This window comes from Pseudorhodobacter sp. W20_MBD10_FR17, assembly GCF_052119765.1.
GTDB lineage: Bacteria > Pseudomonadota > Alphaproteobacteria > Rhodobacterales > Rhodobacteraceae > Pseudorhodobacter.
In genome coordinates this window covers 116,989-139,520 of the sequence record NZ_JBGQOQ010000003.1, presented here as the reverse complement: position 1 = coordinate 139,520, position 22,532 = coordinate 116,989, and the positions used below count along the sequence as shown (strand labels likewise).

General features: G+C 56.7%; 18 protein-coding genes, 1 tRNA gene and 1 pseudogene. 7 read left to right on the top strand and 13 right to left on the bottom strand.

Annotated elements, in window-relative coordinates; all coding sequences use genetic code 11:
- Positions 1-10 precede the first annotated feature (10 nt).
- The 13 genes and pseudogenes from ACEN2J_RS03255 to ACEN2J_RS03195 form a co-directional block, all read right to left on the bottom strand.
- Positions 11-856 (bottom strand): hypothetical protein, encoded by an 846-nt coding sequence (locus ACEN2J_RS03255; protein WP_442103246.1) that lies wholly within the window; start codon positions 854-856, stop codon positions 11-13.
- Position 857: 1 nt separating this feature from the next.
- Positions 858-1,901 (bottom strand): restriction endonuclease subunit S, encoded by a 1,044-nt coding sequence (locus ACEN2J_RS03250; protein ID WP_442103244.1) that lies wholly within the window; start codon positions 1,899-1,901, stop codon positions 858-860.
- Complete coding sequence (locus ACEN2J_RS03245) at positions 1,898-3,472, bottom strand: type I restriction-modification system subunit M (RefSeq protein ID WP_442103242.1); 1,575 nt, start codon at positions 3,470-3,472, stop codon at positions 1,898-1,900. The genes ACEN2J_RS03250 and ACEN2J_RS03245 overlap by 4 nt, the downstream gene beginning before the upstream one ends.
- A gap of 398 nt (positions 3,473-3,870) precedes the next feature.
- Positions 3,871-3,984, bottom strand: a pseudogene (locus tag ACEN2J_RS03240) (IS5/IS1182 family transposase); the annotation flags it as partial.
- 372 nt (positions 3,985-4,356) lie between these two features.
- Complete coding sequence (locus ACEN2J_RS03235) at positions 4,357-5,658, bottom strand: type II toxin-antitoxin system HipA family toxin (protein WP_442103240.1); 1,302 nt, start codon at positions 5,656-5,658, stop codon at positions 4,357-4,359.
- On the bottom strand, positions 5,651-5,989 hold the full coding sequence (locus ACEN2J_RS03230; protein WP_442103235.1) for a helix-turn-helix domain-containing protein: 339 nt from the start codon (positions 5,987-5,989) through the stop codon (positions 5,651-5,653). The genes ACEN2J_RS03235 and ACEN2J_RS03230 overlap by 8 nt, the downstream gene beginning before the upstream one ends.
- A 292-nt stretch (positions 5,990-6,281) precedes the next feature.
- A complete protein-coding gene (locus ACEN2J_RS03225) occupies positions 6,282-7,382 on the bottom strand; it encodes a tyrosine-type recombinase/integrase (RefSeq protein WP_442103239.1) in 1,101 nt (366 codons plus the stop codon).
- Positions 7,383-7,411: 29 nt separating this feature from the next.
- The gene (locus ACEN2J_RS03220; RefSeq protein WP_442103237.1) at positions 7,412-8,617 is read right to left on the bottom strand and encodes a type II toxin-antitoxin system HipA family toxin; all 1,206 of its coding nucleotides are present in this window, start codon (positions 8,615-8,617) and stop codon (positions 7,412-7,414) included.
- A complete protein-coding gene (locus ACEN2J_RS03215; protein WP_442103235.1) occupies positions 8,610-8,948 on the bottom strand; it encodes a helix-turn-helix domain-containing protein in 339 nt (112 codons plus the stop codon). The genes ACEN2J_RS03220 and ACEN2J_RS03215 overlap by 8 nt, the downstream gene beginning before the upstream one ends.
- Positions 8,949-9,240: 292 nt before the next feature.
- Entirely contained in the window at positions 9,241-11,127 is a 1,887-nt protein-coding gene (locus ACEN2J_RS03210) for a tyrosine-type recombinase/integrase (protein WP_442103234.1), read from the bottom strand.
- Positions 11,128-11,231: 104 nt separating this feature from the next.
- On the bottom strand, positions 11,232-12,452 hold the full coding sequence (locus ACEN2J_RS03205) for a tyrosine-type recombinase/integrase (RefSeq protein ID WP_442103233.1): 1,221 nt from the start codon (positions 12,450-12,452) through the stop codon (positions 11,232-11,234).
- Positions 12,453-12,601: 149 nt separating this feature from the next.
- Positions 12,602-12,691 (bottom strand) — tRNA-Ser (locus ACEN2J_RS03200).
- 84 nt (positions 12,692-12,775) lie between these two features.
- A complete protein-coding gene (locus ACEN2J_RS03195) occupies positions 12,776-13,225 on the bottom strand; it encodes a YtoQ family protein (RefSeq protein ID WP_442103231.1) in 450 nt (149 codons plus the stop codon).
- A 354-nt stretch (positions 13,226-13,579) separates the two neighbouring features.
- Here ACEN2J_RS03195 and ACEN2J_RS03190 point away from each other — a divergent pair, with 354 nt between their 5' ends.
- From ACEN2J_RS03190 to ACEN2J_RS03160, 7 genes are all read left to right on the top strand, one after another.
- Positions 13,580-14,620: a TRAP transporter substrate-binding protein gene (locus ACEN2J_RS03190; protein WP_442103229.1), complete on the top strand. Its 1,041-nt coding sequence runs from the start codon at positions 13,580-13,582 to the stop codon at positions 14,618-14,620.
- A gap of 24 nt (positions 14,621-14,644) precedes the next feature.
- Complete coding sequence (locus ACEN2J_RS03185) at positions 14,645-15,199, top strand: TRAP transporter small permease (protein ID WP_442103227.1); 555 nt, start codon at positions 14,645-14,647, stop codon at positions 15,197-15,199.
- Positions 15,196-16,692 carry a TRAP transporter large permease gene (locus ACEN2J_RS03180; RefSeq protein WP_442103225.1) on the top strand — a complete coding sequence of 499 codons (1,497 nt, stop codon included), beginning with the start codon at positions 15,196-15,198 and terminating at the stop codon, positions 16,690-16,692. Before ACEN2J_RS03185 ends, ACEN2J_RS03180 begins: the two co-directional genes overlap by 4 nt.
- Before the next feature lie 137 nt (positions 16,693-16,829).
- Positions 16,830-18,209: an aminotransferase family protein gene (locus tag ACEN2J_RS03175; RefSeq protein ID WP_442103223.1), complete on the top strand. Its 1,380-nt coding sequence runs from the start codon at positions 16,830-16,832 to the stop codon at positions 18,207-18,209.
- Positions 18,210-18,431: 222 nt separating this feature from the next.
- Entirely contained in the window at positions 18,432-19,904 is a 1,473-nt protein-coding gene (pdxR, locus tag ACEN2J_RS03170; RefSeq protein ID WP_442103222.1) for a MocR-like pyridoxine biosynthesis transcription factor PdxR, read from the top strand.
- 92 nt (positions 19,905-19,996) lie between these two features.
- Positions 19,997-21,787 (top strand): sulfoacetaldehyde acetyltransferase, encoded by a 1,791-nt coding sequence (xsc, locus tag ACEN2J_RS03165; protein WP_442103221.1) that lies wholly within the window; start codon positions 19,997-19,999, stop codon positions 21,785-21,787.
- Entirely contained in the window at positions 21,784-22,530 is a 747-nt protein-coding gene (locus ACEN2J_RS03160; protein WP_442103220.1) for a TSUP family transporter, read from the top strand. The genes xsc and ACEN2J_RS03160 overlap by 4 nt, the downstream gene beginning before the upstream one ends.
- The last annotated feature ends 2 nt before the right edge of the window (positions 22,531-22,532 follow it).

The window sequence follows — 22,532 nt, the reverse complement described above, 5'->3', positions numbered from 1 at the left end:
CTTTTACTCACTAATCTGAATAAGCGCGGCTGGGGTCTAGAAGGTTCGTGAAATAGGGCGTGAACCCGGCCAGCATGATCGTTACCGAAACCATGTCGCGCATGTCGATTTCGCGCAACTGGTTGGCGGGCGTGCCGCCGTGGCGAATGCCAGGGTAGTCCGACGCGAAGCTGTATATGCTTTTTGCCGCATCTTTCACCGCTTGATGGGGCCACACAATAGTCTGATTGCACATTGCGCCAAAGGTGTTGGCTGGGTTCGCGGCCCCCACAACATCGGGATGCTGTTTCAGCAGCGCCTCCAGCAGATTGAACTGGGCGGCTATGCTTTGCTTAACGCGGCGAGGGGATTGGTCGCCTTTCAGGTCGCGGATGCTATCTTCAAAATCGCGCATCAGCCCGGCCAGCACGGCGTCTTGGGTGGTAATCTTGCGCAGGTCGCCCATCAGGCGGGAAAAGACGCCTTGAAGGGTGGGGTGCAGGGTAAAGGGGCGGCGCAGGTCGTAGCGCAGGCTGTATTTGTTCAGGAAATCACCGACCAATACGAAATAGCGGTTAGTCAGATCGCCACTGCCGAAATCCTCGATCACGCTGTGGGCGCGTTCCAGAAAGCTGGTAACGGCCAGCTCGCCTTGAAGGGCGGTGGCCTTGGTGCGGCGAAAGGCGGCACGGGCTTTGGCGGGGTCGTTGACAAGCACGGCAAGCGTGGTGGCGGGGTCAAACGGGGCGATCAGGGCCGCGTTCAATTCGCGCAGCAGTTCACCATATAGGTCATCCGGGGCGTCGGGGTGTTTGGCCAGCTTGCCCCAAACCTCACGCGCCAGTTCCGACCAGACCCCGATCAATTCCCCGCGCATGTCACAATTCCCCCCGGAAGGCACGATGTTGAAGGGAGGTGAATAGGCCTGAAAGTCCTAGGTTTGCCTGTTTGAGCTTCTCCTCCTGAGACCTGAGCGTTGAGATCCGATTAGAATAAAGCTGTTGTAGCTCTAGCGGTGGTGCGGGAAATTGAAGTTCTTTCACTGCCCTCATATGGCGGGAATACCCCAGATCAGGGATCGGAAGTTTGCGCAGCAAGGCTGAAAAGAACAAAGGCTCGAATCGTTTGGATGGTTTCAGCACCTTCGCTCCGTCGGCACCAATGGCAAACGCGAAATCAACATACTTGACCGCTCGGGTGTGATCCCCAAAAACTATTACCGGTGTTTCTGATTGGCAGGCGTTCTCTTCGGTTGTATAGCCAGCAACCTCCTTCTGACCTTGATCAATGACACGAACATCGCCGCTTTCAAGATAATCGCCCTTCTGAACTTTTGGCGATTTCGAGGTTTCATCCTTGCACGCACCGTCGAAATCGACCGTTTGCCACCGATTTGGTTCAATCTTTGGATCGCCAAACATCTCATGAAAAATCGCCTGGCCAAGGGTGTTCAGCTTGTCCAGTGCGCGGTTGCGCAAGCGACGGAGCGCGTCCGCCTGATCCAATATCCCCGCAATCCGCCGCTGTTCGTCGATAGGGGGAAGGGGGATTGCTGCCTTCCGCAAGTATTTGAAATGCCGACTATATCCTGCTTCTGGTATCTGGACGGTCTGAAGGAAGTAGAACAGGTATTTCGGATCAGCATCAACTTTTGGCCGAAGAATTTTGGTTCCGTCTGCGCCAAGGCAAAATGGAAAATCTATAAATTTCAAAGATTTGGTGTGGTCCCCGAATACGATTGCCGGTAAGTCCGCCTTGCAAATTCGCTCGGCATCATTTGTATACCCGCCGATTAATTCTTGCCCTTGGTCCACGATTGGAAATTCGCCCTCTGGCAGATAATCGCTTTGGAGAGTCTTTTGGTTTCCACCGGTTTGATCGTCAATCACGTCGTCAAACGCGTGCAATACCTGCCAACTCATCTCAGCATTTCCTCCAGCCGGTCCAGCCCTTCGACGATCTCTGCCTCGATTGCGCGCAACTCAGCAATGATCGCTTGCGGTGAATGATGGGCGACTTCGGTATGCACCGCTTGTTTGTAGCGGTTCAACGACAGGTCCCAACTGCCCGTCGCCTCAATATCCGCAAAGGGCACCAGAAAGCTTTGCGCGGTGCGAGGGCAGTCGGCCTCGGCTGCCAGATTAGCCCAGCGGGACAGAATGTCTGGCAGGTTGTTTTTGGCGTGTTCCTCATCGGTCAGTGCTTGCGCCGGGGTAGGGCCGAATTTTTCAGGCGGCACCATCTCGGCCCGCTTGTCATCCAGCGTCAGCCCGTCTTGCCACATGTCATAGAACCAGACGTTATCCGTGCCGCCAACGCCGGTCTTGGTAAAGATCAAAATCGCGGTGGACACGCCCGCATAGGGCCGGAACACGCCAGAGGGCAGCTTGATAATTGCCTCCAGCTTGTGATCCTCGACCAGCATCCGGCGAATTTCCTTGTGCGCGGTCGATGAGTTGGCCAGCACCCCGTCGGGCACAACCACCGCCGCCCGCCCGCCGGTGCGCATCAGACGCAGGAAAAGGGCGACAAACAGAAGCTCGGTCTTTTTCGTTTTGACCATCTTTTGCAGGTCTTTGGCCGTTGCGTCGTAGTCAAGCGACCCGGCAAAGGGCGGGTTGGCAAGGATCAGCGAATAGGTGCCCGCATCGGCCCCATGTTCCTGCGCAAGGCTGTCACGATATGCGACATTGGCATTTTCAACGCCGTGCAGGACCATGTTCATCGCACCGATCCGCAGCATGGTGGCGTCAAAGTCAAAGGCGTGGAACATGTGGTTATGGAAATGCGCCCTCGCCTCGGGGTTGCGCAGCATTTCGGGGTATTTGTCGCGCAGGTATTCGCCCGCAGCGACCAGAAAGCCGCAGGTGCCCGCGGCCGGATCGCAGATCACATCCTTGGGTGTGGGGGCCATCATGTGAACCATAAGGTTGATGATGTGGCGAGGCGTCCGGAACTGGCCGTTCTGCCCCGCGCTGGCGATCTGGGCCAGCATGTATTCATAGACGTCGCCCTTTGTGTCGCGGTCGTCCATCTGGATGCCGTCCAGCATCCGCATTACCTTGTCGAGCAAGGCGGCGTTGGAAAACCCCAGCCGTGCGTCCTTCATGTGAGTGGCAAAAGAGCTGCCTTCCTCGGCCATGTTGCGCAGGAAAGGGAAGACGTGCAGGTCCACCAGCTTCATCTTTTCGCGGGATTCAAAGTTGATCAGCCGCTGCCAGCGCAAATCGTCATAGGGCCGGTCGATATAGGTATCATCCTGCGGATCGTCGTTCACCTTGTAGCGAAAGGTGCCCTCAGGAAAGATGAGCCGTTCCATTGGACGTTTCAGGGTCGTGGCCTTGGCCTCCTCGCGGGTGTGGATTTCGTCTAGGCGCTTGATGAACAAGAGGTAGGTGATTTGTTCGATCACTGATAGCGGATTGGACACGCCGCCCGACCAAAAAGCATTCCAGATTTGATCGACCTGGGATTTGATTGCGCCTGTAATCATTGTTGTTCTTTCATAGTGGTGGTTGGTCTATTCGGCCAGCCGTCTCCAGGAAATACTGCGCATTCCGATCCTGGCGCAATTGGAGATGAAGGGTCACGGCAGCAAGATAATCGCAAAGATGGGGAGCGGGTCGGGTCGGGCTGTCATTGTGAAGCCTGCCAAAAAAAGACATCCAAGAATTGCAAAAGCAGGTGGCGAGCGCTAGGTGGAGCCCAATTATTCATCGGTTACTACATTGTTTTGGAAGCGTTTCAATCGTGTCTTACGAAATCTGTCCTTTCGGTTTCAGTTTATGCAGTATCATGACGCTATCTCCAGATATTTGTCAAAGTCCAAACTTCGAAGCGTCGGCGTGATTCCAATTTGATGTGACGCCTCGACGGTCTTTTCTTAGGCCATGTTGACAATTGGCGGAGCCATAGGCGGATAGATGTGGTGTCGATGAAGCCAAGGAAGTTCCCGGCGGTCTTGTCATAGCGGGTGGCGACGCGGCGGGCGTTCTGCAGCTTGTCGAGAGGCGGCGTTTCAGCTCGGGGAGGGCGGCTGCGAGCAGCCGACCGAGTAGGGCGCGGTCCTTACCAAAGGGCAGGAGGGGCCAAGAACATCAAGCCGGGACGAACGAGGGAGAAATAGCATCCGCAGTCTCTATGACCCACGTGGTGAAAATTGACGGCAACTCTCAATGAGCAAGACGCCAGCCTTTTCGTCTTATCCGGTCACGATAAGTTGGGCCGCTATGGTGACCGGTAGGCGGCGAGCGACGCAATGCTCACAACGGGTTCGGCGAGGCCGGACATCATTTCTAACGCGCAGCAACCTCGCGCGATGGAAAACATGATCTATGACGGATTCCAGGGCAACCGGTATCGGGCAACCTTGCGCCACTAGCCACGCAAATTCATGCGAAAGGTTTTCTCGATGCGGTTCATATCAGAATGCTCGACACCCGCCTGCTCAGCGAACTCTTGCCACTTCGCGACCGCGTCCACGATGTCCTCGATTGCCTGGTTCGCCTTGTTGGATTTCAGCCCCACGTTCGAAGCAAATACCATGAGGTCGCCATGGGTAAAATCGTTTCGCTTTCCCGCCAAGCTCATCTGGTGATCACGGGTCCATGAGCCAGAAGGATTGTAGGAATAGGCCATGTCATAGGCGGGAGACAGTCGCCAGGCTCCGGAGCGGTCCATGAGGAAGGAGATATTCTTGACGTGGTCATCCTGGTTGCGGGCGACAACGTTGAAGACCGCACGCTTGTATTGCTGTTCTACGACATCCAACCCGAGCCCAAGATCCCTGATTGTCAAGACGGCCTGCTCGTAGGAATAAGATGCCGGGTCGTTGAAATCGAAGTGCTGCATCGCGCCTAGCGATTGCATGTGGCGCTTTCGCCCGCGTTCGTCCCGGTCGAACCGACGTGTCATGAAGTGACTCCGGCCGCCCTCGCGGTGAAGTCTGCATTCCGACATGTCGATGCCCGCTTCGGTCGCCATCAGGTAATACGCGTACTCGATCTTTCCGAAGCCTTGCGGGTCGGCGAGCTCTTTGTCGCGGTTGTTGGACACTCCGTCGAACTTCAAGAGCCAATGCTCGTACCCCTCGTCGACTTTGACTTGCCCTGACCTGAACTCCCCGGTGTCTCGGTTCCAGGCGAGTACAGCCTTGGCACGCGCGCCACCCGCCGAGGTCCCGACGCTCAAGATATCTTCCAGCGCGTCGGCGTCGTCTTCACCCCCAAGCCTACCTGCAAGGTTCTCGCGCTCGCTTAATACCCTGTTGGCCAAATCCACCAGCTGGGCCACTTCGAGTTTTTTGGACCGGGTCGCCTTGCGGACCGTCGGCTCAAACTCCAGTGCCCCGATCCCGCGGTTACCGATGTAACAAAGCCGATCCACGGGGCTGAACCGGTCCACGCTTCGCCCCGTTTCCGCAAGCCACGCATCAATCAGCCGGTTGCCGAACTTGTCCGGCAACGCGTCGGCCAGCATGCCGGGTAACCCTTTGAACGTTTCTTTTGGAAGGGCGGGAAACTCGTAGGGTGCTTCCCGAGCTGGCATTTTCAGGGGCGCGACCTCAATACCCGCGCCCACAAAGGCCGGATCGTATTGAAAGATGCCGAGTGCGCGTGCCTCATCCCAACTCACAGCACCGATGCGCCGACCCCACAGTACTATGCTCGCATCAGTCATCTACGTCATCACCCCAGGTCCATGTTGATTTTCTGGAGCGTTCCGATACAGGACTCGCTCTCCTGCGCTCCTTCCCCTTCTGCGAGACGCGTTCAATTGGCCTGATGTCTCCCTCTGGTAACGCAGAGAGTATTGCCTCTTCTAGATCGAGCGCGGTGGTGACGCGAAGAAAGGTGTCTAGGGTCGAAGGGTCCCCTGCTTCAAGGCGGCGCAGGGTGCGTACTCCGATGCCCGCCTTCTCGGCTAGGTCAGCTTGGGTCACGTTACGCGCGAGGCGCAAGCGCGCGAGACGTTGCCCGATTTCTTGTTCGATTTGTGTAGATGTCGCCATTTTAATCTAAAGGCCGCAAGATGCCGATTACTCCAGATAATTTGCTAGTGTCGGTCATATATGGCCTTTTGCGGCGATTCTTGTCAATAGGCCTTGAGTGGCCCCTTGGAGCGACCCTAATTCATTAGGGGGCCACGTATGGCCTTTTGGCGCAAAGTTCGGATATCACTGTAGCGAGTTATTGGGGTAACGGACCCAAGAGAACTCGAAGATTCTCGTGGACCCGCCAGCATAGGCCGCGAATCACGTTCAGCACGCCTTGTGAAACCCTTTTGTCAACACGGTCTAGTGATCACTGCTCGCAGAACCCCTCCAGCAATCCACCCAGCAATCCATCCATAATTTTAAGTTTTTTCTCGTCGGAAAGGCTCATGACCAAGGTCACATTTCCTTTGGCGATGCTTGCCAAGGTCTCCGCCCGCTGGGCGTCAGTGAACTTCGCGTAATGTGTCTCGGTGACGCGTTCGCTTTCGTGCCCCATGTTCTCCGACCAAGCCCGTCGCTGCGCATGGGTCAGGTGCTTTTCGTCGCGCAAAGAGCCGATAGTGTGTTTTGCGCTGTGTGGCGAGTAGCTTTGAAGCGCATTTCGGCACGCAATGGCGAAGGCTTCCGAGACTGCGTGTTTGGTAAGCATGACAGGAATTTTTTTTCGCTCCGGTGCCGCCGAGAGGCCATGAGCAAACAGGTTTTCGATGCTTGGAAACAGCGCGTCGTCATCGTGATAGCCGATTTCGCGCAAGGTTTCGCACCACCGCGCAACTTCCTCAGCAAAGCGGGGCGGTATTGGAAACCATGAGATATTGGCGTTTTTGCCGTTCTTGGAACGCAGCGTCGTGCCATCCTGAATGATCCGTTGCTTAGCCACATCCACATGTTTCAGGCGCAATGAGATAACGGTATCCGCGCGAAGTGCGCCAAGAAAGGCGATGGCAAAGATCGCCCGCGCCCGCCGATCAGAAAGAGACGTTGAGGGCATCGCCAACAACAAGGTTTCTGCCTCGTCGATTGTCGGAAAAGCCCGCAACGCGCGTGCCGGGGCTGCGGCAAATGCCGCCTTTGGCAACTGGAAATAGGCCGTTAGGTCTTTGGGCAGCCGTGAAAAGCCGTCCTGCTTTAGGCACCATTCGAAGAATGAGACGAGATGCGAGGCGCGGTGTTTCACCGTCGATGTGGAAAGACTGTCATCTTCCTCCTTGCGCACCCGCCGCTTTAGATCATCGCGCACCCGTGCGGCGTCCTCGACCGTGTAGTGTTCAAACCGCTTGCCCCCACAGATTTCCTCGCAATAGCGGATCGCCGAGAGATGGCCATCGACCGTTTTTTCGTCAAAGCGCCCCGCATAGGTCAACCATTTGTAAAGCGTCCGGTCATTGTCGAGGTAGAGCCTCGGCATGGGAACACCCGCTTCAATCCCAATACCACCTAGGATTTGATCTTTTTCTTCGCCTGGTTCGCCTTGTTGGATTTCAGCCCCACGTTCGAAGCAAATACCATGAGGTCGCCATGGGTAAAATCGTTTCGCTTTCCCGCCAAGCTCATCTGGTGATCACGGGTCCATGAGCCAGAAGGATTGTAGGAATAGGCCATGTCATAGGCGGGAGACAGTCGCCAGGCTCCGGAGCGGTCCATGAGGAAGGAGATATTCTTGACGTGGTCATCCTGGTTGCGGGCGACAACGTTGAAGACCGCACGCTTGTATTGCTGTTCTACGACATCCAACCCGAGCCCAAGATCCCTGATTGTCAAGACGGCCTGCTCGTAGGAATAAGATGCCGGGTCGTTGAAATCGAAGTGCTGCATCGCGCCTAGCGATTGCATGTGGCGCTTTCGCCCGCGTTCGTCCCGGTCGAACCGACGTGTCATGAAGTGACTCCGGCCGCCCTCGCGGTGAAGTCTGCATTCCGACATGTCGATGCCCGCTTCGGTCGCCATCAGGTAATACGCGTACTCGATCTTTCCGAAGCCTTGCGGGTCGGCGAGCTCTTTGTCGCGGTTGTTGGACACTCCGTCGAACTTCAAGAGCCAATGCTCGTACCCCTCGTCGACTTTGACTTGCCCTGACCTGAACTCCCCGGTGTCTCGGTTCCAGGCGAGTACAGCCTTGGCACGCGCGCCACCCGCCGAGGTCCCGACGCTCAAGATATCTTCCAGCGCGTCGGCGTCGTCTTCACCCCCAAGCCTACCTGCAAGGTTCTCGCGCTCGCTTAATACCCTGTTGGCCAAATCCACCAGCTGGGCCACTTCGAGTTTTTTGGACCGGGTCGCCTTGCGGACCGTCGGCTCAAACTCCAGTGCCCCGATCCCGCGGTTACCGATGTAACAAAGCCGATCCACGGGGCTGAACCGGTCCACGCTTCGCCCCGTTTCCGCAAGCCACGCATCAATCAGCCGGTTGCCGAACTTGTCCGGCAACGCGTCGGCCAGCATGCCGGGTAACCCTTTGAACGTTTCTTTTGGAAGGGCGGGAAACTCGTAGGGTGCTTCCCGAGCTGGCATTTTCAGGGGCGCGACCTCAATACCCGCGCCCACAAAGGCCGGATCGTATTGAAAGATGCCGAGTGCGCGTGCCTCATCCCAACTCACAGCACCGATGCGCCGACCCCACAGTACTATGCTCGCATCAGTCATCTACGTCATCACCCCAGGTCCATGTTGATTTTCTGGAGCGTTCCGATACAGGACTCGCTCTCCTGCGCTCCTTCCCCTTCTGCGAGACGCGTTCAATTGGCCTGATGTCTCCCTCTGGTAACGCAGAGAGTATTGCCTCTTCTAGATCGAGCGCGGTGGTGACGCGAAGAAAGGTGTCTAGGGTCGAAGGGTCCCCTGCTTCAAGGCGGCGCAGGGTGCGTACTCCGATGCCCGCCTTCTCGGCTAGGTCAGCTTGGGTCACGTTACGCGCGAGGCGCAAGCGCGCGAGACGTTGCCCGATTTCTTGTTCGATTTGTGTAGATGTCGCCATTTTAATCTAAAGGCCGCAAGATGCCGATTACTCCAGATAATTTGCTAGTGTCGGTCATATATGGCCTTTTGCGGCGATTCTTGTCAATAGGCCTTGAGTGGCCCCTTGGAGCGACCCTAATTCATTAGGGGGCCACGTATGGCCTTTTGGCGCAAAGTTCGGATATCACTGTAGCGAGTTATTGGGGTAACGGACCCAAGAGAACTCGAAGATTCTCGTGGACCCGCCAGCATAGGCCGCGAATCACGTTCAGCACGCCTTGTGAAACCCTTTTGTCAACACGGTCTAGTGATCACTGCTCGCAGAACCCCTCCAGCAATCCACCCAGCAATCCATCCATAATTTTAAGTTTTTTCTCGTCGGAAAGGCTCATGACCAAGGTCACATTTCCTTTGGCGATGCTTGCCAAGGTCTCCGCCCGCTGGGCGTCAGTGAACTTCGCGTAATGTGTCTCGGTGACGCGTTCGCTTTCGTGCCCCATGTTCTCCGACCAAGCCCGTCGCTGCGCATGGGTCAGGTGCTTTTCGTCGCGCAAAGAGCCGATAGTGTGTTTTGCGCTGTGTGGCGAGTAGCTTTGAAGCGCATTTCGGCACGCAATGGCGAAGGCTTCCGAGACTGCGTGTTTGGTAAGCATGACAGGAATTTTTTTTCGCTCCGGTGCCGCCGAGAGGCCATGAGCAAACAGGTTTTCGATGCTTGGAAACAGCGCGTCGTCATCGTGATAGCCGATTTCGCGCAAGGTTTCGCACCACCGCGCAACTTCCTCAGCAAAGCGGGGCGGTATTGGAAACCATGAGATATTGGCGTTTTTGCCGTTCTTGGAACGCAGCGTCGTGCCATCCTGAATGATCCGTTGCTTAGCCACATCCACATGTTTCAGGCGCAATGAGATAACGGTATCCGCGCGAAGTGCGCCAAGAAAGGCGATGGCAAAGATCGCCCGCGCCCGCCGATCAGAAAGAGACGTTGAGGGCATCGCCAACAACAAGGTTTCTGCCTCGTCGATTGTCGGAAAAGCCCGCAACGCGCGTGCCGGGGCTGCGGCAAATGCCGCCTTTGGCAACTGGAAATAGGCCGTTAGGTCTTTGGGCAGCCGTGAAAAGCCGTCCTGCTTTAGGCACCATTCGAAGAATGAGACGAGATGCGAGGCGCGGTGTTTCACCGTCGATGTGGAAAGACTGTCATCTTCCTCCTTGCGCACCCGCCGCTTTAGATCATCGCGCACCCGTGCGGCGTCCTCGACCGTGTAGTGTTCAAACCGCTTGCCCCCACAGATTTCCTCGCAATAGCGGATCGCCGAGAGATGGCCATCGACCGTTTTTTCGTCAAAGCGCCCCGCATAGGTCAACCATTTGTAAAGCGTCCGGTCATTGTCGAGGTAGAGCCTCGGCATGGGAACACCCGCTTCAATCCCAATACCACCTAGGATTTGATCTTTTTCTTCATCAGGCGCTCCCAATACAAAAATTGACCTGCCAACGCCGAAAAGCACGATATCTGATTCCGTTAATTGTTTTAGGGCCCAAGTCGCCGTTCCACGCAGGTTTGCTTGGATTTTAAGGATTTCAAATACTTCTTCCAAGTAGCGCCCAAAATCAGTTGAGGGATGCCCGCCAAGGCTTGACGTACCGAACGTAGGCCGCTTGCGCGTCTGACGCGCGTAAAACCTTGCAAAACGCAATGCTATGGTTCTCGCATGGTGGTTTGGCGCACGATTTTTCAAGTTCCAAAACTGCTTTTCCTGGTCCTGCAACTCCTCAAGCCGTTGCTGGTAAGCAAAAGCCATATCCGCAAATATACTCAACGAATTTTGAAAGAAGCCTGTCTCGCGAAAATTTTGGACAACCAGATCGTTTGCGGTTGCGCCGCGAAGTTTCTTTTTACGAAGCCTATGGCGAACCGAACCGTCCACCGCAACCTGCACCCTTTGGAGCATGGCGGCTTTCGGATAGCCTGCATCATCTGGCGTTTCACCAAGCAAAGTCAAAACACCATTCAAGTGATCAACCATTCCGCTGACTGTCTGAAGCTCCTCAAGGAACTCCTTTTTGCTTTCATGCAGGTTGACTTGCTTAATGTCGAATGGTGCGCTTTCTCCCCCGACAAAGTTTGGCTCAGATGCGCCAGAAATCTTGTCCGCAAGATGGTTAAGGCGGTCAATTTTTTCATCTTGCGTCATTAAGGTGCCTCTTGCTAACCCTTCTTGTATTCAGCTGCTCAGATCGTTGCGAACGTATCAACGTTAGTCAAACCATAACCCGTCAAAAGCACGACCTTATTGCATTACATTTGCCCCACACCCTCGCCGCCAAACGTGACCTTTACCACTTTCGCATCAGTCCCACACACAAACCCTGACCACCGCGCCATCAGCAACCGCCGCTTGTCCAGCAAGTCTGAGCGCGCATAGGCGCGCTCTACATCATTGCCCACCTTATGCGCCAAGCTCATTTCCGCAACTTCGCGCGGCGCGTTTGCCGCCTCAGAGGCCCAATCACGGAAGGTAGACCTGAACCCATGTACCGTGACGCCTTCGACCTGCATCCGGCGCAATAGCATCAGCATGGCCATGTTAGACAAAGGCTTGTGCCGCTTTTGGCCTTCAAATACATATTGCGATTGCATCGCACGCAAGGGTTCGATGATCGCCATCATTTCATCAGTCAACGGCACCCTATGCACCACGCCACCCTTCATCCGATCCGCTGGGCAGGTCCACAACCTTGCGTCAAAATCAACCTCGCCCCATTGCATTCCCAAAACCTCGCCCGTGCGTGATCCTGTTAGGCAGGTGAACATCAGCGCTTTTGCGGCCATCGCATCACGGGTTTTCAGGTCAGCATAGAAGGCTGGCACATCGGCCCATGCCATCGCGCTATGGTGCTTTGGCTTGGCTTTGACCTTGGGCAAGACTTGGGCATCATGGATCGCGGTTACGGGGTTTTCACCCGACCGAAAGCCTTTCGACTTAGCCACGTCCAGCACGATCTTGATCCGTTGCGACAAACGCCGCGCGGTTTCATGCTTATCGGTCCAGATTGGCGACAGGCACATCAGCACCTCAGGCTGGCCAATGCTATCAATTGGCATCCGCCCGATTTTGGGAAAGGCATAGTCGCGCAAGGTGTTGATCCATTGTGCGCCATGCTTGCCGTTTTTCCACGTTGGCATCCGGTCGATATGAACTTGCCCAGCGACTTCCTCAAATGTGGGTATCTCGCGGCGGGCATTGAAACGAGGGTTCAAACCCGCCTTCGCCATGCGGCGGTATTCCAGCGCTCTTTCCCGTGCTTGGTTCAGCGTGACAACATCGGCACCACCCAAGCCGAAGTCAGTCCGCAACGGAGCCCCTTTGAGGTTTCGCTGTCCTTTGACCACCACCCGCACGATCCAGCGCCGCGCGCCCGATGGATCAACCACCAGATATAAACCGCCGCCATCGCCATGCCGCCCAGCGCCCAGATTCTCCACCAGCTTCTTTGTCAGCTTACCAGTCAGGGCCATAGTTCATACCACAATTCATACCACTCAAGAAAAGCATACGGGGCAAATCGAAAGAAATCCAGTACAATCAAAAAGTGCAGGAAAGGCCAATGAAATAAAGCAAAAAGGCCGCCTAAGGCGACCTGCTCAAACTGACAGAAAAGGTAAGGTGGCGGAGGCGGTGGGATTCGAACCCACGGTACGGTCTCCCGTACGCTCAGTTAGCAACCGAGTGCTTTCGGCCTCTCAGCCACGCCTCCAACGCAGACCATTTAACAACGCAGGCGGGCGTGGGCAAGGGTGAAAACACGGGTTGTCGGGGAAAACTCGGGCAAGAACATTATTTAGCGTGGCAGTGTGCCTGTCAGCGTATAGCGCAGGATATTTGCGACTTGCCCGGCGGTTTCGACCACAGCAAGGGCGGCGGCGTCGATCTCTTTTAGCGCGTGCTGATGTTCGGGCTGGTGCATGACGATCAGCGACTTGCCCAAGGCAGCAGCTTGGCCCGCATCAAAGGCGGCGTTCCATTGTTTATACTTCTCGCCAAACCGTACCACGACAATATCGGCCTGCGATATCGCAAGGCGTGTCCGGATTGCGTTAAGCTTTGCCCCTTTGTGATCGTGCCAAAAGTTGGCGCTTTCTGCCCCCATGATGGCCACGCCACAATCATCCGAGGCGTCATGGTCGGTGACCGGCGCAGTAAAGGTGATGTCAAGATCGGTGCAGCCTGCCATCACTTCGGCACGCCACGCGCTATGAATTTCACCGGCGAGATATACTGTTAGGGTCATCTTTTCCTCCTGCTTGGGGATAGCCTAACGGGTTGGGGGTGGCGCAGCAACCGCAGGGTGGGTGATTTTTGCCCCGTCTTGCCGACCTGCACGGGAACCAGCAGCATGGCGCCATCATGGGGCATGCAGCCGCGTATGGCTGGGCTTTGGGGGTCACAACCCTCATTGTGGTATTTGTACAGATGCGAGCATGTCGTATCAGGCTAGGTTGTTGACGGAATTAGCTCATCATGTTGACTGTATTTGCTCATACAGTCCACTTTGCAGCGCCGCTGGCTAGGTCATAGGGGCTTTTTAAAGTTCTGAAATCGTGGCATTAGGTTTGCACAGATTGCGCAGGCTTTGGGGGATCAAATGACCAATCGTAGAACAGTTTTGGCAGCGCTCGGTGGCGCGTTTGCGGCGGTGATGGCCACGGGCGCCATGGCCCAAGAGGTGACGCTACGCCTCCATCAATTCTTGCCCGCGCAGGCCAATGTGCCCAAGCTGATTTTGGATGTCTGGGCGGATGCTGTCGAAAAAGACAGCGGTGGCCGGATCAAGATTGACCGCTTTCCCTCGATGCAACTGGGCGGCACCCCGCCCGAGCTGATCGACCAGGCGATTGACGGCGTGGCTGATGTGATCTGGACGGTGGTCGGCTATACGCCGGGGCGTTTCCCATCGACCGAAGTGCTGGAACTGCCCTTTATGGTCACGGATGCGCGCGCCGCCTCTTATGCCTATTGGAAGCTGTTTGACGCGCATATGAAGGACACCGAGTTCAAGGACGTGCATGTTTTGGGCACTTGGGTTCATGGGCCGGGGGTGTTTCACACCGCTGATCCGGTCGAAACCCCCGCCGATTTGCAAGGCATGAAAATTCGCGGCGCCTCGCGCATGGTGAACCTGCTGCTAGAGCGTTTGGGCGCCGAGCCTGTGGGCATGCCGGTGCCGAGCATCCCCGAGGCGCTGTCCAAAGGCGTGATCGATGGCGCGACCATTCCGTGGGAAGTGACAGAGTCGCTGAAAGTGCCGGAGTTGGTGCACAATCACACCGAGTTTGAAGGCGCAGCACTCTATAACATCACCTTTGTTTTAGCGATGAACAAAGGGGTTTATGATAGCTTGTCCGATGACCTGAAGGCCGTGATCGACCGCAATTCAGGCTTGGATTTTTCGGTGCACGCAGGCGGCGTTCAGTCTGATGCCGATGCACCGGCGCGGCAAATTGCGCTGGATCTTGGCAACAAGATTGTGACCATATCCAAGGCCGATTCCGAGGCAAATTGGCTGCCGCTGGTCGCCCCGATCTATGCCGATTGGGTGGCCGAAATGCAGACAAAGGGTATCGACGGCCAAGCCTTGATTGATGAGGCGCGGGCGCTGATGGCCGAGTACACGGCCACCAATTAACCGGATATGCACAGGTTTTTTCTAATGTCTTCAAAGGCTTTCGCCTATTTAGGCGGGCTAATGCTGGTGGGCCTGATAGTTATGACCTGTGCCTCGATCGTAGGGCGCAAGGCGAATGAGCTGCTGCACGCAATGCAGGCTGCGGGCATTATGGCCGCGCCTGCACAGTGGCTGTTGGATGCGGGCGTGGGCGTGGTTAAAGGCGACTATGAGCTGATCGAGGCCGGCATTGCCTTTGCCATTTTCGCCTTTATGCCGCTGTGCCAAATGACGGGCGGCCATGCCTCGGTGGATGTGTTTACCAATCGGCTGCCCGCGCGTGCGGCCCGCATTTTGCAGGCCGTGACCGAGGTGGTTTTTGCCGCCGTTCTGGTGTTGATCGCCGCGCAATTGGCAGCGGGCACGCTCAGTAAACTGGGCACGGGGCAGACCACGTTTTTGCTGCAATTTCCGCTGTGGTGGGCCTATGCACTGTCGCTGACAGGGGCGGTGGCGGCGGCTGTGGTGGGCGTTTACATGGCTTGCCTGCGGGTGGCCGAGGCGGTGCAGAACCGCGATATCCTTGGGGCAGAGACATGACCGATTTGGCAATTGGCCTGTGGTCCTTTCCGGCCTTGCTGGCGCTTATTTTTCTGCGCGTGCCGATTGGGCTGGCGATGTTTCTGGCGGGTTTTGTCGGCCTGTCATTGGTCGGTGGCGGGCCAAGTATGGCGCTTGCACGGCTGAAATCCGAAAGCTTTACCAGTTTTTCCAGCTATTCCCTGTCCATCGTGCCGATGTTCTTGTTGATGGGCCAATTCGCAACCCTTGGCGGCATGTCGCAGGCCTTGTTCAAAGCGGCAGAAAGCTGGCTGGGGCATCGGCGCGGTGGGGTGGCGATGGCGGCGATAGGGGCCTGCGCGGGGTTCGGCGCGATCTGCGGGTCGTCACTGGCCACTGCGGCGACGATGGGGCGGGTCGCTTTGCCAGAACTGCGCGCGCATGGTTACGCGGGCGGGCTTTCTACGGCGGTTTTGGCAGCGGGTGGCACGCTGGGCATTCTGATTCCGCCATCCATTGTGCTGGTGATCTATGCGATTTTGACCGAACAAAACATCGCCAAACTGTTTCTTGCGGCCTTTGTTCCGGGCTTGCTGGCGGCGCTGGGCTATGTGCTGGTGATTTCCATTTATGTGCGAATTTATCCGGCGGCGGCGGGTTTGCGGCCTCGCGTGGGCTTTGCCGCGCGGATGGCGGCGTTAATGAATGTTTGGCCGGTGTTGCTGGTGTTTACCGCTGTGGTTGGCGGCATTTATGGCGGCATTTTTACCCCGACCGAAGGTGCCGCCGTGGGTGCCTTTGGCACAGGGCTGATCGCATGGCTGGAGGGCGGGTTGACCCGTGCCACACTGACCGAGAGCTTTTATACCACAGCAAAATCCACTGCGATGATCTTTTTCATCGTGCTGGGGGCGGCATTTTACAACGGCTTTCTGGCCCTGACCCAAGTGCCGCAAGAGGCAGCACTTTGGGTGGGACATCAAGGTTTTAACCCGTGGCTGGTGCTGATTCTGATCTTGGTGTTTTACTTGCTGCTTGGCTGTGTGATGGACAGCCTTTCGATGATCTTGTTGACCATTCCGATTTTCTGGCCTGTGGTACAAGGTCTTGATTTCGCGTTTGTTTCTATGGCCGACCTACATGCCGCCCGCGCATTCGAGGCGCTGGCCAACGGCATCACTTTGGCCCCGGATATGGCGCAAAGCGTGCAGGCTGTCTTGGCCCATGGGGCCGAGCTGTCGCGTGATCAAATCGCGGCGTTGGGGCTGCGCGGGGTAAATGCGGGGGCTTTGGCGCGGATCAATACCGAGCAGGTGGCAATCTGGTTCGGGATTTTGGTGCTGATCGTGGTAGAAGTCGGGCTGATTACGCCGCCGGTTGGGATGAACCTGTTTATTATCAACACGATGGACCGCGATACCCCCGTAGCCGAAACCTATAAAGCCGTGCTGTTTTTTGTGATGTCCGACCTGTTGCGCGTGGCGCTTTTGGTGGCGTTTCCGGCAATAACCCTGTTTTTGATCGGCTGGTAGTGCAGAACTGGCCTTAAATTTGCAACGAAACTGGCCCTACGCGGGGGCTTGGCAAAGCGCGACACTTGGGGTGAGATGATATCATCATTCCCTGCTGGGCGGCTGTGGCCTGCCCGCGTTTCGCAAAAGGTGTTACTATGGAAACCATGACCCGTGGCAACGATATGTCGGGCGTAATTGAGGCCGACCGCGCCCATATGTGGCACCACTTGGTGCAGCATAAACCGTTTGAAACCAATGATCCGCGCATCATCGTCGAAGGCAAAGGCCTGCGGGTTTGGGATGCCAAGGGCAAAGAATATATCGACGCCGTGTCGGGTGGCGTGTGGACGGTGAACGTGGGATTTGGCCGCGAAAGCATTGCCAAGGCGATGTATGACCAAGTGCTGAAGATGAACTTTTACGGCGGCGCAACGGGCACCGTGCCAAGCGCAGTTTTTGCCGAAAAGTTGATCGCCAAGATGCCGGGGATGAGCCGGGTTTATTATGCATCCTCTGGGTCCGAGGCGAATGAGAAGGCGTTCAAAATGATCCGCCAAATCTCGGCCCGCCATCACGGTGGCAAGAAATACAAAATCTTGTACCGCAATCGTGATTACCATGGGTCAACCTTGGCGACGATGTCGGCGGGTGGGCAATCCGAACGCAACGCCCAGTACGGCCCCTTTGCGCCGGGTTTTGTTGAGGTGCCGCATTGCCTTGAATACCGCAAGCAGTGGGATGTGGAAAACTATGGCGAGCGGGCCGCGAATGCGATTGAAGAGGTCATTCTGCGTGAAGGCCCCGATACCGTGGGTGGCCTGTGCCTAGAGCCGATGACAGCGGGTGGCGGCGTGATCGTGCCACCGGCGGGCTATTGGGAGCGGGTGCAAGAGATCTGCAAAAAGTACAATATTTTGCTGCATATCGATGAGGTCGTTTGCGGCATGGGCCGCACGGGAACATGGTTTGGCTATCAGAACTATGGCATCAAGCCGGACTTCGTAACCTTGGCGAAAGGTGTGGCCTCGGGCTATGCGGCGATTTCGTGCATGGTGACCACCGAGGCGGTTTTTGACCAGTTCAAGGATGACCCCAGTGATCACCTTAGCTATTTCCGCGATATTTCGACCTTTGGAGGCTGCACGGCAGGGCCTGCGGCTGCGCTGGAAAACCTGCGGATTCTGGAAGATGAAGACCTGCTAGGCAACACGCTGCGCATGGAAAAACGCCTTTTGGGCAACTTGCACAACCTGATGGACAAACACCGCGTGATTGGCGATGTGCGCGGCAAAGGGCTGTTTTGTGGTGCCGAATTGGTGGCCGATCGTGACACCAAAGAGCCAGCCGAGGAAAAGCGGATCGCGGCAGTGGTTGCCGATTGTGCGGCGCAGGGCGTTATCATTGGCATGACGGCGCGCAGCTTGCCGGGCATGAACAACACGTTGTGCATGGCACCAGCTTTGGTGGCGACGGCGGATGATATCGATGCGATCACGGACGCGATTGATAAGGCGTTGACGCGCGAATTTTCCTAAGATCGCTGGGTTTTGATTCAGAGACTGAGTGCTCGGCCCAATTTCACGTTGGGCCGAGCTTTTTGTATATTGGGGTATGGTGCTGCGATTTGGCAGATGGTTTGGCGCCATTTCTGGTAGCCGAGGGTGCTAGGTATTTGGGCCAAGATGAAATCGGCAGGCTTGACTTTGGTGCAGGGGCTGGGCGCTATAAGTCCAGATTTATTCTGAAGTGAGGCCAGTATGGCGATCCCCCCCGAAGCGTTTTTTTTGCATGGCAATCTGCAAGGCACGTTGCAGCAACGCATTCGCCAATTGGTGGCCGAGGGCATTGTGGCGGGGCGGTTTCGGGTGGGTGACAAGATGCCGTCGAGCCGTGGCTTGGCCGCGCATTTGGGCCTAAGCCGGATTACGGTGACGCTTGCCTATACGGATCTGGTTGCGTCAGATTACCTTACATCGCAGGGCCGGTCTGGGTATTATGTTTCTGAAAACGCGCCGGTGCAGCCTGCGTTTGAAAAGGGGTCGCGCCCGCCGATTGAGGGGGTGGATTACGGCACGCTGACGGGCCATCGGTTTTCCAAGGCCGAGCATCTAAAGCGGCCCGAAGATTGGGCCAAGTTTCGCTATCCGTTTATTTACGGCCAAGCCGATGCCAGCCTGTTTGACCATCAAAACTGGCGGCAATGTGCGCTTCGTGCATTGGGCAAGCGTGATTTTGACGCGCTGACTTCGGATTACTATGACCGCGATGACCCGTTGTTGATCGAATATATCCTGCGCAACATTTTGCCGCGTCGGGGTATCGAGGCAACCGGCGCCGAAGTGTTGCTGACCATGGGCGCGCAGAATGCGCTTTGGCTTGCAGGGCAGGTTTTGACGCGGCCGGGGGTGCGTGTAGTGCTTGAAAACCCGTGTTACCCCAGCATGCGGGGGATTTTGGCACAAACCGGTGCCGATATTGACTGGGTTGATGTTGATGCCGACGGCTTGCCGCCCGAGGCGCTGCCGCAAGGCGTTAACGTGGTGTTTACCACGGCCAGCCATCATTGCCCGACCAATGCGACGATGCCGATGGCACGGCGTAAGGCGCTGTTAGAGGCGGCAAGTGCGCAGGATTTCGTGATTGTCGAGGATGACTACGAATTTGAGATGTCGTTCTTGAAGGCGGTTTCACCGGCCTTAAAGTCGATGGACCCAGAGGGGCGGGTGATCTATGTCGGCTCGTTTTCCAAGTCGATTTTTCCGGGGTTGCGGTTGGGGTATATCGTGGCACCACAAGGCTTTATCCGCGAGGCGCGGGCCTTACGGGCGCTGACCTTGCGCCACCCGCCCGGCCATATTCAGCGTACGGCGGCATATTTTCTTTCGCTCGGCCATTATGACGCCTTGGTGAACCGGATGAAACAAGCCTTTAAGCGGCGACGCCAAGCGATGACTGAGGCGATTGAGGCTGCGGGTTTGCAGGTTGCAGGGCAGGGGGGCGTTGGTGGCTCTAGCTTTTGGATGCGTGCGCCCGAGGGCGTGGACACAGAGGTTTTGGCACAGGAATTGCACGCGCAGGGCGTGTTGATTGAACCGGGGCGGGTGTTTTTTGACCCCACCCGCGCGCCGCGCAATTACTACCGTTTGGCCTATTCGACCATTCCTGTCGGGCGGATTGCAGAAGGCGTTGGGCTGATCGCCGCAGCCATTGCCCGATCTGGACCTAAGTAGGTCCCAAGACTGGCCCTATTCCGGCTATGGCCCGCCAGCGTAATCTGCCGCCAACGCGGCCCCCGTGCCGCCCCTATACCGGAGCGTTTGCCATGAAGATGACCACCGAAGAAGCCTTTGTCAAAGTCTTGCAAATGCACGGAATTGAAGATGCCTTTGGCATTATCGGTTCGGCGATGATGCCGATCTCGGATTTGTTCCCACAAGCAGGGATTAACTTTTGGGATTGTGCGCATGAATACACCGCCGGCATGATGGCGGATGGTTACGCCCGCGCGACGGGCAAGATGAGCATGATGGTGGCCCAAAACGGGCCGGGCATCACCAACTTTGTGACGCCGGTGAAAACCGCCTATTGGAACCACACGCCGTTGCTGCTGGTCACGCCGCAGGCTGCGAATAAAACCATCGGGATGGGGGGGTTTCAGGAAGTCGAGCAGATGTCCCTATTCAAGGACATGGTTGCCTATCAAGAAGAAGTGCGCGACCCGACCCGTATCGCCGAGGTGCTGAACCGTGTGATCCTTAAGGCCAAGCGGGCCTCGGCCCCGGCCCAGATCAACATTCCGCGTGATTTCTGGACCCAAGTGATCGATATTGACCTGCCGCGCGTCGTTGAATTTGAACGCCCTGCAGGTGGCGAGGATGCCATCGCCAGCGCAGCAGAGCTGCTGTCAAACGCTAAGTTTCCGGTGATTTTGAATGGTGCGGGTGTGGTTTTGGCAGGGGCAATCCCCGCGTCAATGGCGCTGGCGGAGCGGCTGGATGCGCCGGTCTGCTGCGGCTATCAGCACAATGACGCCTTTCCGGGCAGCCACCCGTTGTTCGCGGGGCCGCTGGGCTATAACGGGTCCAAAGCGGGGATGGAGTTGATCTCGCGCGCCGATGTTGTTTTGGCGTTGGGAACGCGGTTGAACCCGTTTTCAACCTTGCCGGGCTATGGCATCGACTATTGGCCCAAAGGGGCGGCGATCATTCAGGTAGACCTGAACCCTGATCGGATTGGCCTGACCAAACCGGTGACCGTCGGGATTGTTGGCGATGCGAAAAAGGTGGCCACAGCTATTTTGGATAAGCTCTCTGCATCAGCAGGGGATGCGGATCGCGCTGATCGTAAGGCGCTGATTGCCCAAACGAAATCGGCGTGGATGCAGCAATTGTCCTCGATGGACCACGAAGAAGATGACGCGGGTACGACGTGGAACGAGCGCGCGCGGGCGGCGAAACCGGATTGGCTTTCCCCGCGCATGGCATGGCGGGCTATTCAGTCGGCGCTGCCTAAAGATGCCATTATTTCCAGTGACATCGGCAACAACTGCGCGATCGGCAATGCCTACCCAACCTTTGAGGAGGGCCGCAAATACCTGGCACCCGGCCTGTTTGGCCCTTGTGGCTATGGCTTTCCCGCGATCATGGGTGCGAAAATCGGACGGCCCGATCTGCCTGTTGTTGGCTTTGCCGGTGACGGCGCGTTCGGCATTTCGATGAATGATATGACCGCGATTGGCCGTGATGAGTGGCCCGCGATGACAATGGTTATTTTCCGCAATTACCAATGGGGTGCCGAAAAGCGCAACACGACCCTGTGGTATTCCGATAACTTTGTCGGCACCGAACTTGACCAAAAGGTGTCTTATGCGGGCATTGCGCAGGCGTGCGGTTTGCAAGGTGTGGTCGTGCGCACGATGGACGAATTGACCGCCGCTTTGCACAAAGCGATGGCAGATCAAAAGGCCGGAAAAACCACCTTTATCGAGGCGATGATCAACCAAGAACTGGGCGAACCCTTCCGCCGTGACGCGATGAAAGCCCCTGTTGCGGTGGCCGGAATTTCCAAGGATGACATGCGCCGTCAGCCGCTTGCTGGCGCCGATCAGGGGTGAGCCTGCCGTTTGACCTAACCTATCTGACCGCCGCCTTTATGGCGGTGGTCTTGTTTGGGGCTGCCTTTGTGCGCGGCTATTCCGGCTTTGGCTTTTCGGCTTTGGTGGTCACGGGCGGCAGCCTTGTGACCAACCCCCTTAACCTTGTGCCGGTCGTGATTTTTTGCGAATTTCTGATGACGTTTCAGCAATGGCGCGGGGTGGGGGCTGATGTCGATTGGCCCCGTGTGCGCTGGCTGTGGCTGGGGGCGTTGGTCGGGGTCCCCATCGGGCTGTGGCTGATAACCCAAGTTCCGGTAGATGCCGCGCGGGCTGTGGTTGCGATTTATGTGCTGGCGATGTGTGGCGTTTTGCTGCGCGGCTGGAAATTGCAGCGCGTGCAAGGGGCTGTGGGGCATACTAGCGTGGGCGCTTTTGCCGGTTTGGCCAATGCTTTGGGCATGGCTGGCCTGCCCGTGGCGACCTATTTCACCGCCCAAACCATGCGGGCGCGGGCCTTTCGCGCAACCCTGATCGCCTATTTCGCAGGGTTGGATGTGTTCACCTTTCCCTTGCTGTGGTGGCATGAGTTGGTCACCATGGATACGGCCATTACGGTTGTCGCGGGTGCGCCGTTTATGGTGCTGGGAATCTGGCTGGGCGGGCGGCAGTTTTTAAGCGCCGAGCCGCAGGAGTTTCGACGCTTTGCCATTGCCTTACTGATGGTTTTGGCCATCTTGGGGCTGGTAAAGGCTGTGATCTAAGG

Bases quoted from the DNA above. Each gene is read 5' to 3' on its own strand.
- ACEN2J_RS03255 (WP_442103246.1), bottom strand. From the start codon at position 856: ATGCGCGGGGAATTGATCGGGGTCTGGTCGGAACTGGCGCGTGAGGTT.
- ACEN2J_RS03250 (WP_442103244.1), bottom strand. From the start codon at position 1,901: ATGAGTTGGCAGGTATTGCACGCGTTTGACGACGTGATTGACGATCAA.
- ACEN2J_RS03245 (WP_442103242.1), bottom strand. From the start codon at position 3,472: ATGATTACAGGCGCAATCAAATCCCAGGTCGATCAAATCTGGAATGCT.
- ACEN2J_RS03235 (WP_442103240.1), bottom strand. From the start codon at position 5,658: ATGACTGATGCGAGCATAGTACTGTGGGGTCGGCGCATCGGTGCTGTG.
- ACEN2J_RS03230 (WP_442103235.1), bottom strand. From the start codon at position 5,989: ATGGCGACATCTACACAAATCGAACAAGAAATCGGGCAACGTCTCGCG.
- ACEN2J_RS03225 (WP_442103239.1), bottom strand. From the start codon at position 7,382: ATGCCGAGGCTCTACCTCGACAATGACCGGACGCTTTACAAATGGTTG.
- ACEN2J_RS03220 (WP_442103237.1), bottom strand. From the start codon at position 8,617: ATGACTGATGCGAGCATAGTACTGTGGGGTCGGCGCATCGGTGCTGTG.
- ACEN2J_RS03215 (WP_442103235.1), bottom strand. From the start codon at position 8,948: ATGGCGACATCTACACAAATCGAACAAGAAATCGGGCAACGTCTCGCG.
- ACEN2J_RS03210 (WP_442103234.1), bottom strand. From the start codon at position 11,127: ATGACGCAAGATGAAAAAATTGACCGCCTTAACCATCTTGCGGACAAG.
- ACEN2J_RS03205 (WP_442103233.1), bottom strand. From the start codon at position 12,452: ATGGCCCTGACTGGTAAGCTGACAAAGAAGCTGGTGGAGAATCTGGGC.
- ACEN2J_RS03195 (WP_442103231.1), bottom strand. From the start codon at position 13,225: ATGACCCTAACAGTATATCTCGCCGGTGAAATTCATAGCGCGTGGCGT.
- ACEN2J_RS03190 (WP_442103229.1), top strand. From the start codon at position 13,580: ATGACCAATCGTAGAACAGTTTTGGCAGCGCTCGGTGGCGCGTTTGCG.
- ACEN2J_RS03185 (WP_442103227.1), top strand. From the start codon at position 14,645: ATGTCTTCAAAGGCTTTCGCCTATTTAGGCGGGCTAATGCTGGTGGGC.
- ACEN2J_RS03180 (WP_442103225.1), top strand. From the start codon at position 15,196: ATGACCGATTTGGCAATTGGCCTGTGGTCCTTTCCGGCCTTGCTGGCG.
- ACEN2J_RS03175 (WP_442103223.1), top strand. From the start codon at position 16,830: ATGGAAACCATGACCCGTGGCAACGATATGTCGGGCGTAATTGAGGCC.
- pdxR (WP_442103222.1), top strand. From the start codon at position 18,432: ATGGCGATCCCCCCCGAAGCGTTTTTTTTGCATGGCAATCTGCAAGGC.
- xsc (WP_442103221.1), top strand. From the start codon at position 19,997: ATGAAGATGACCACCGAAGAAGCCTTTGTCAAAGTCTTGCAAATGCAC.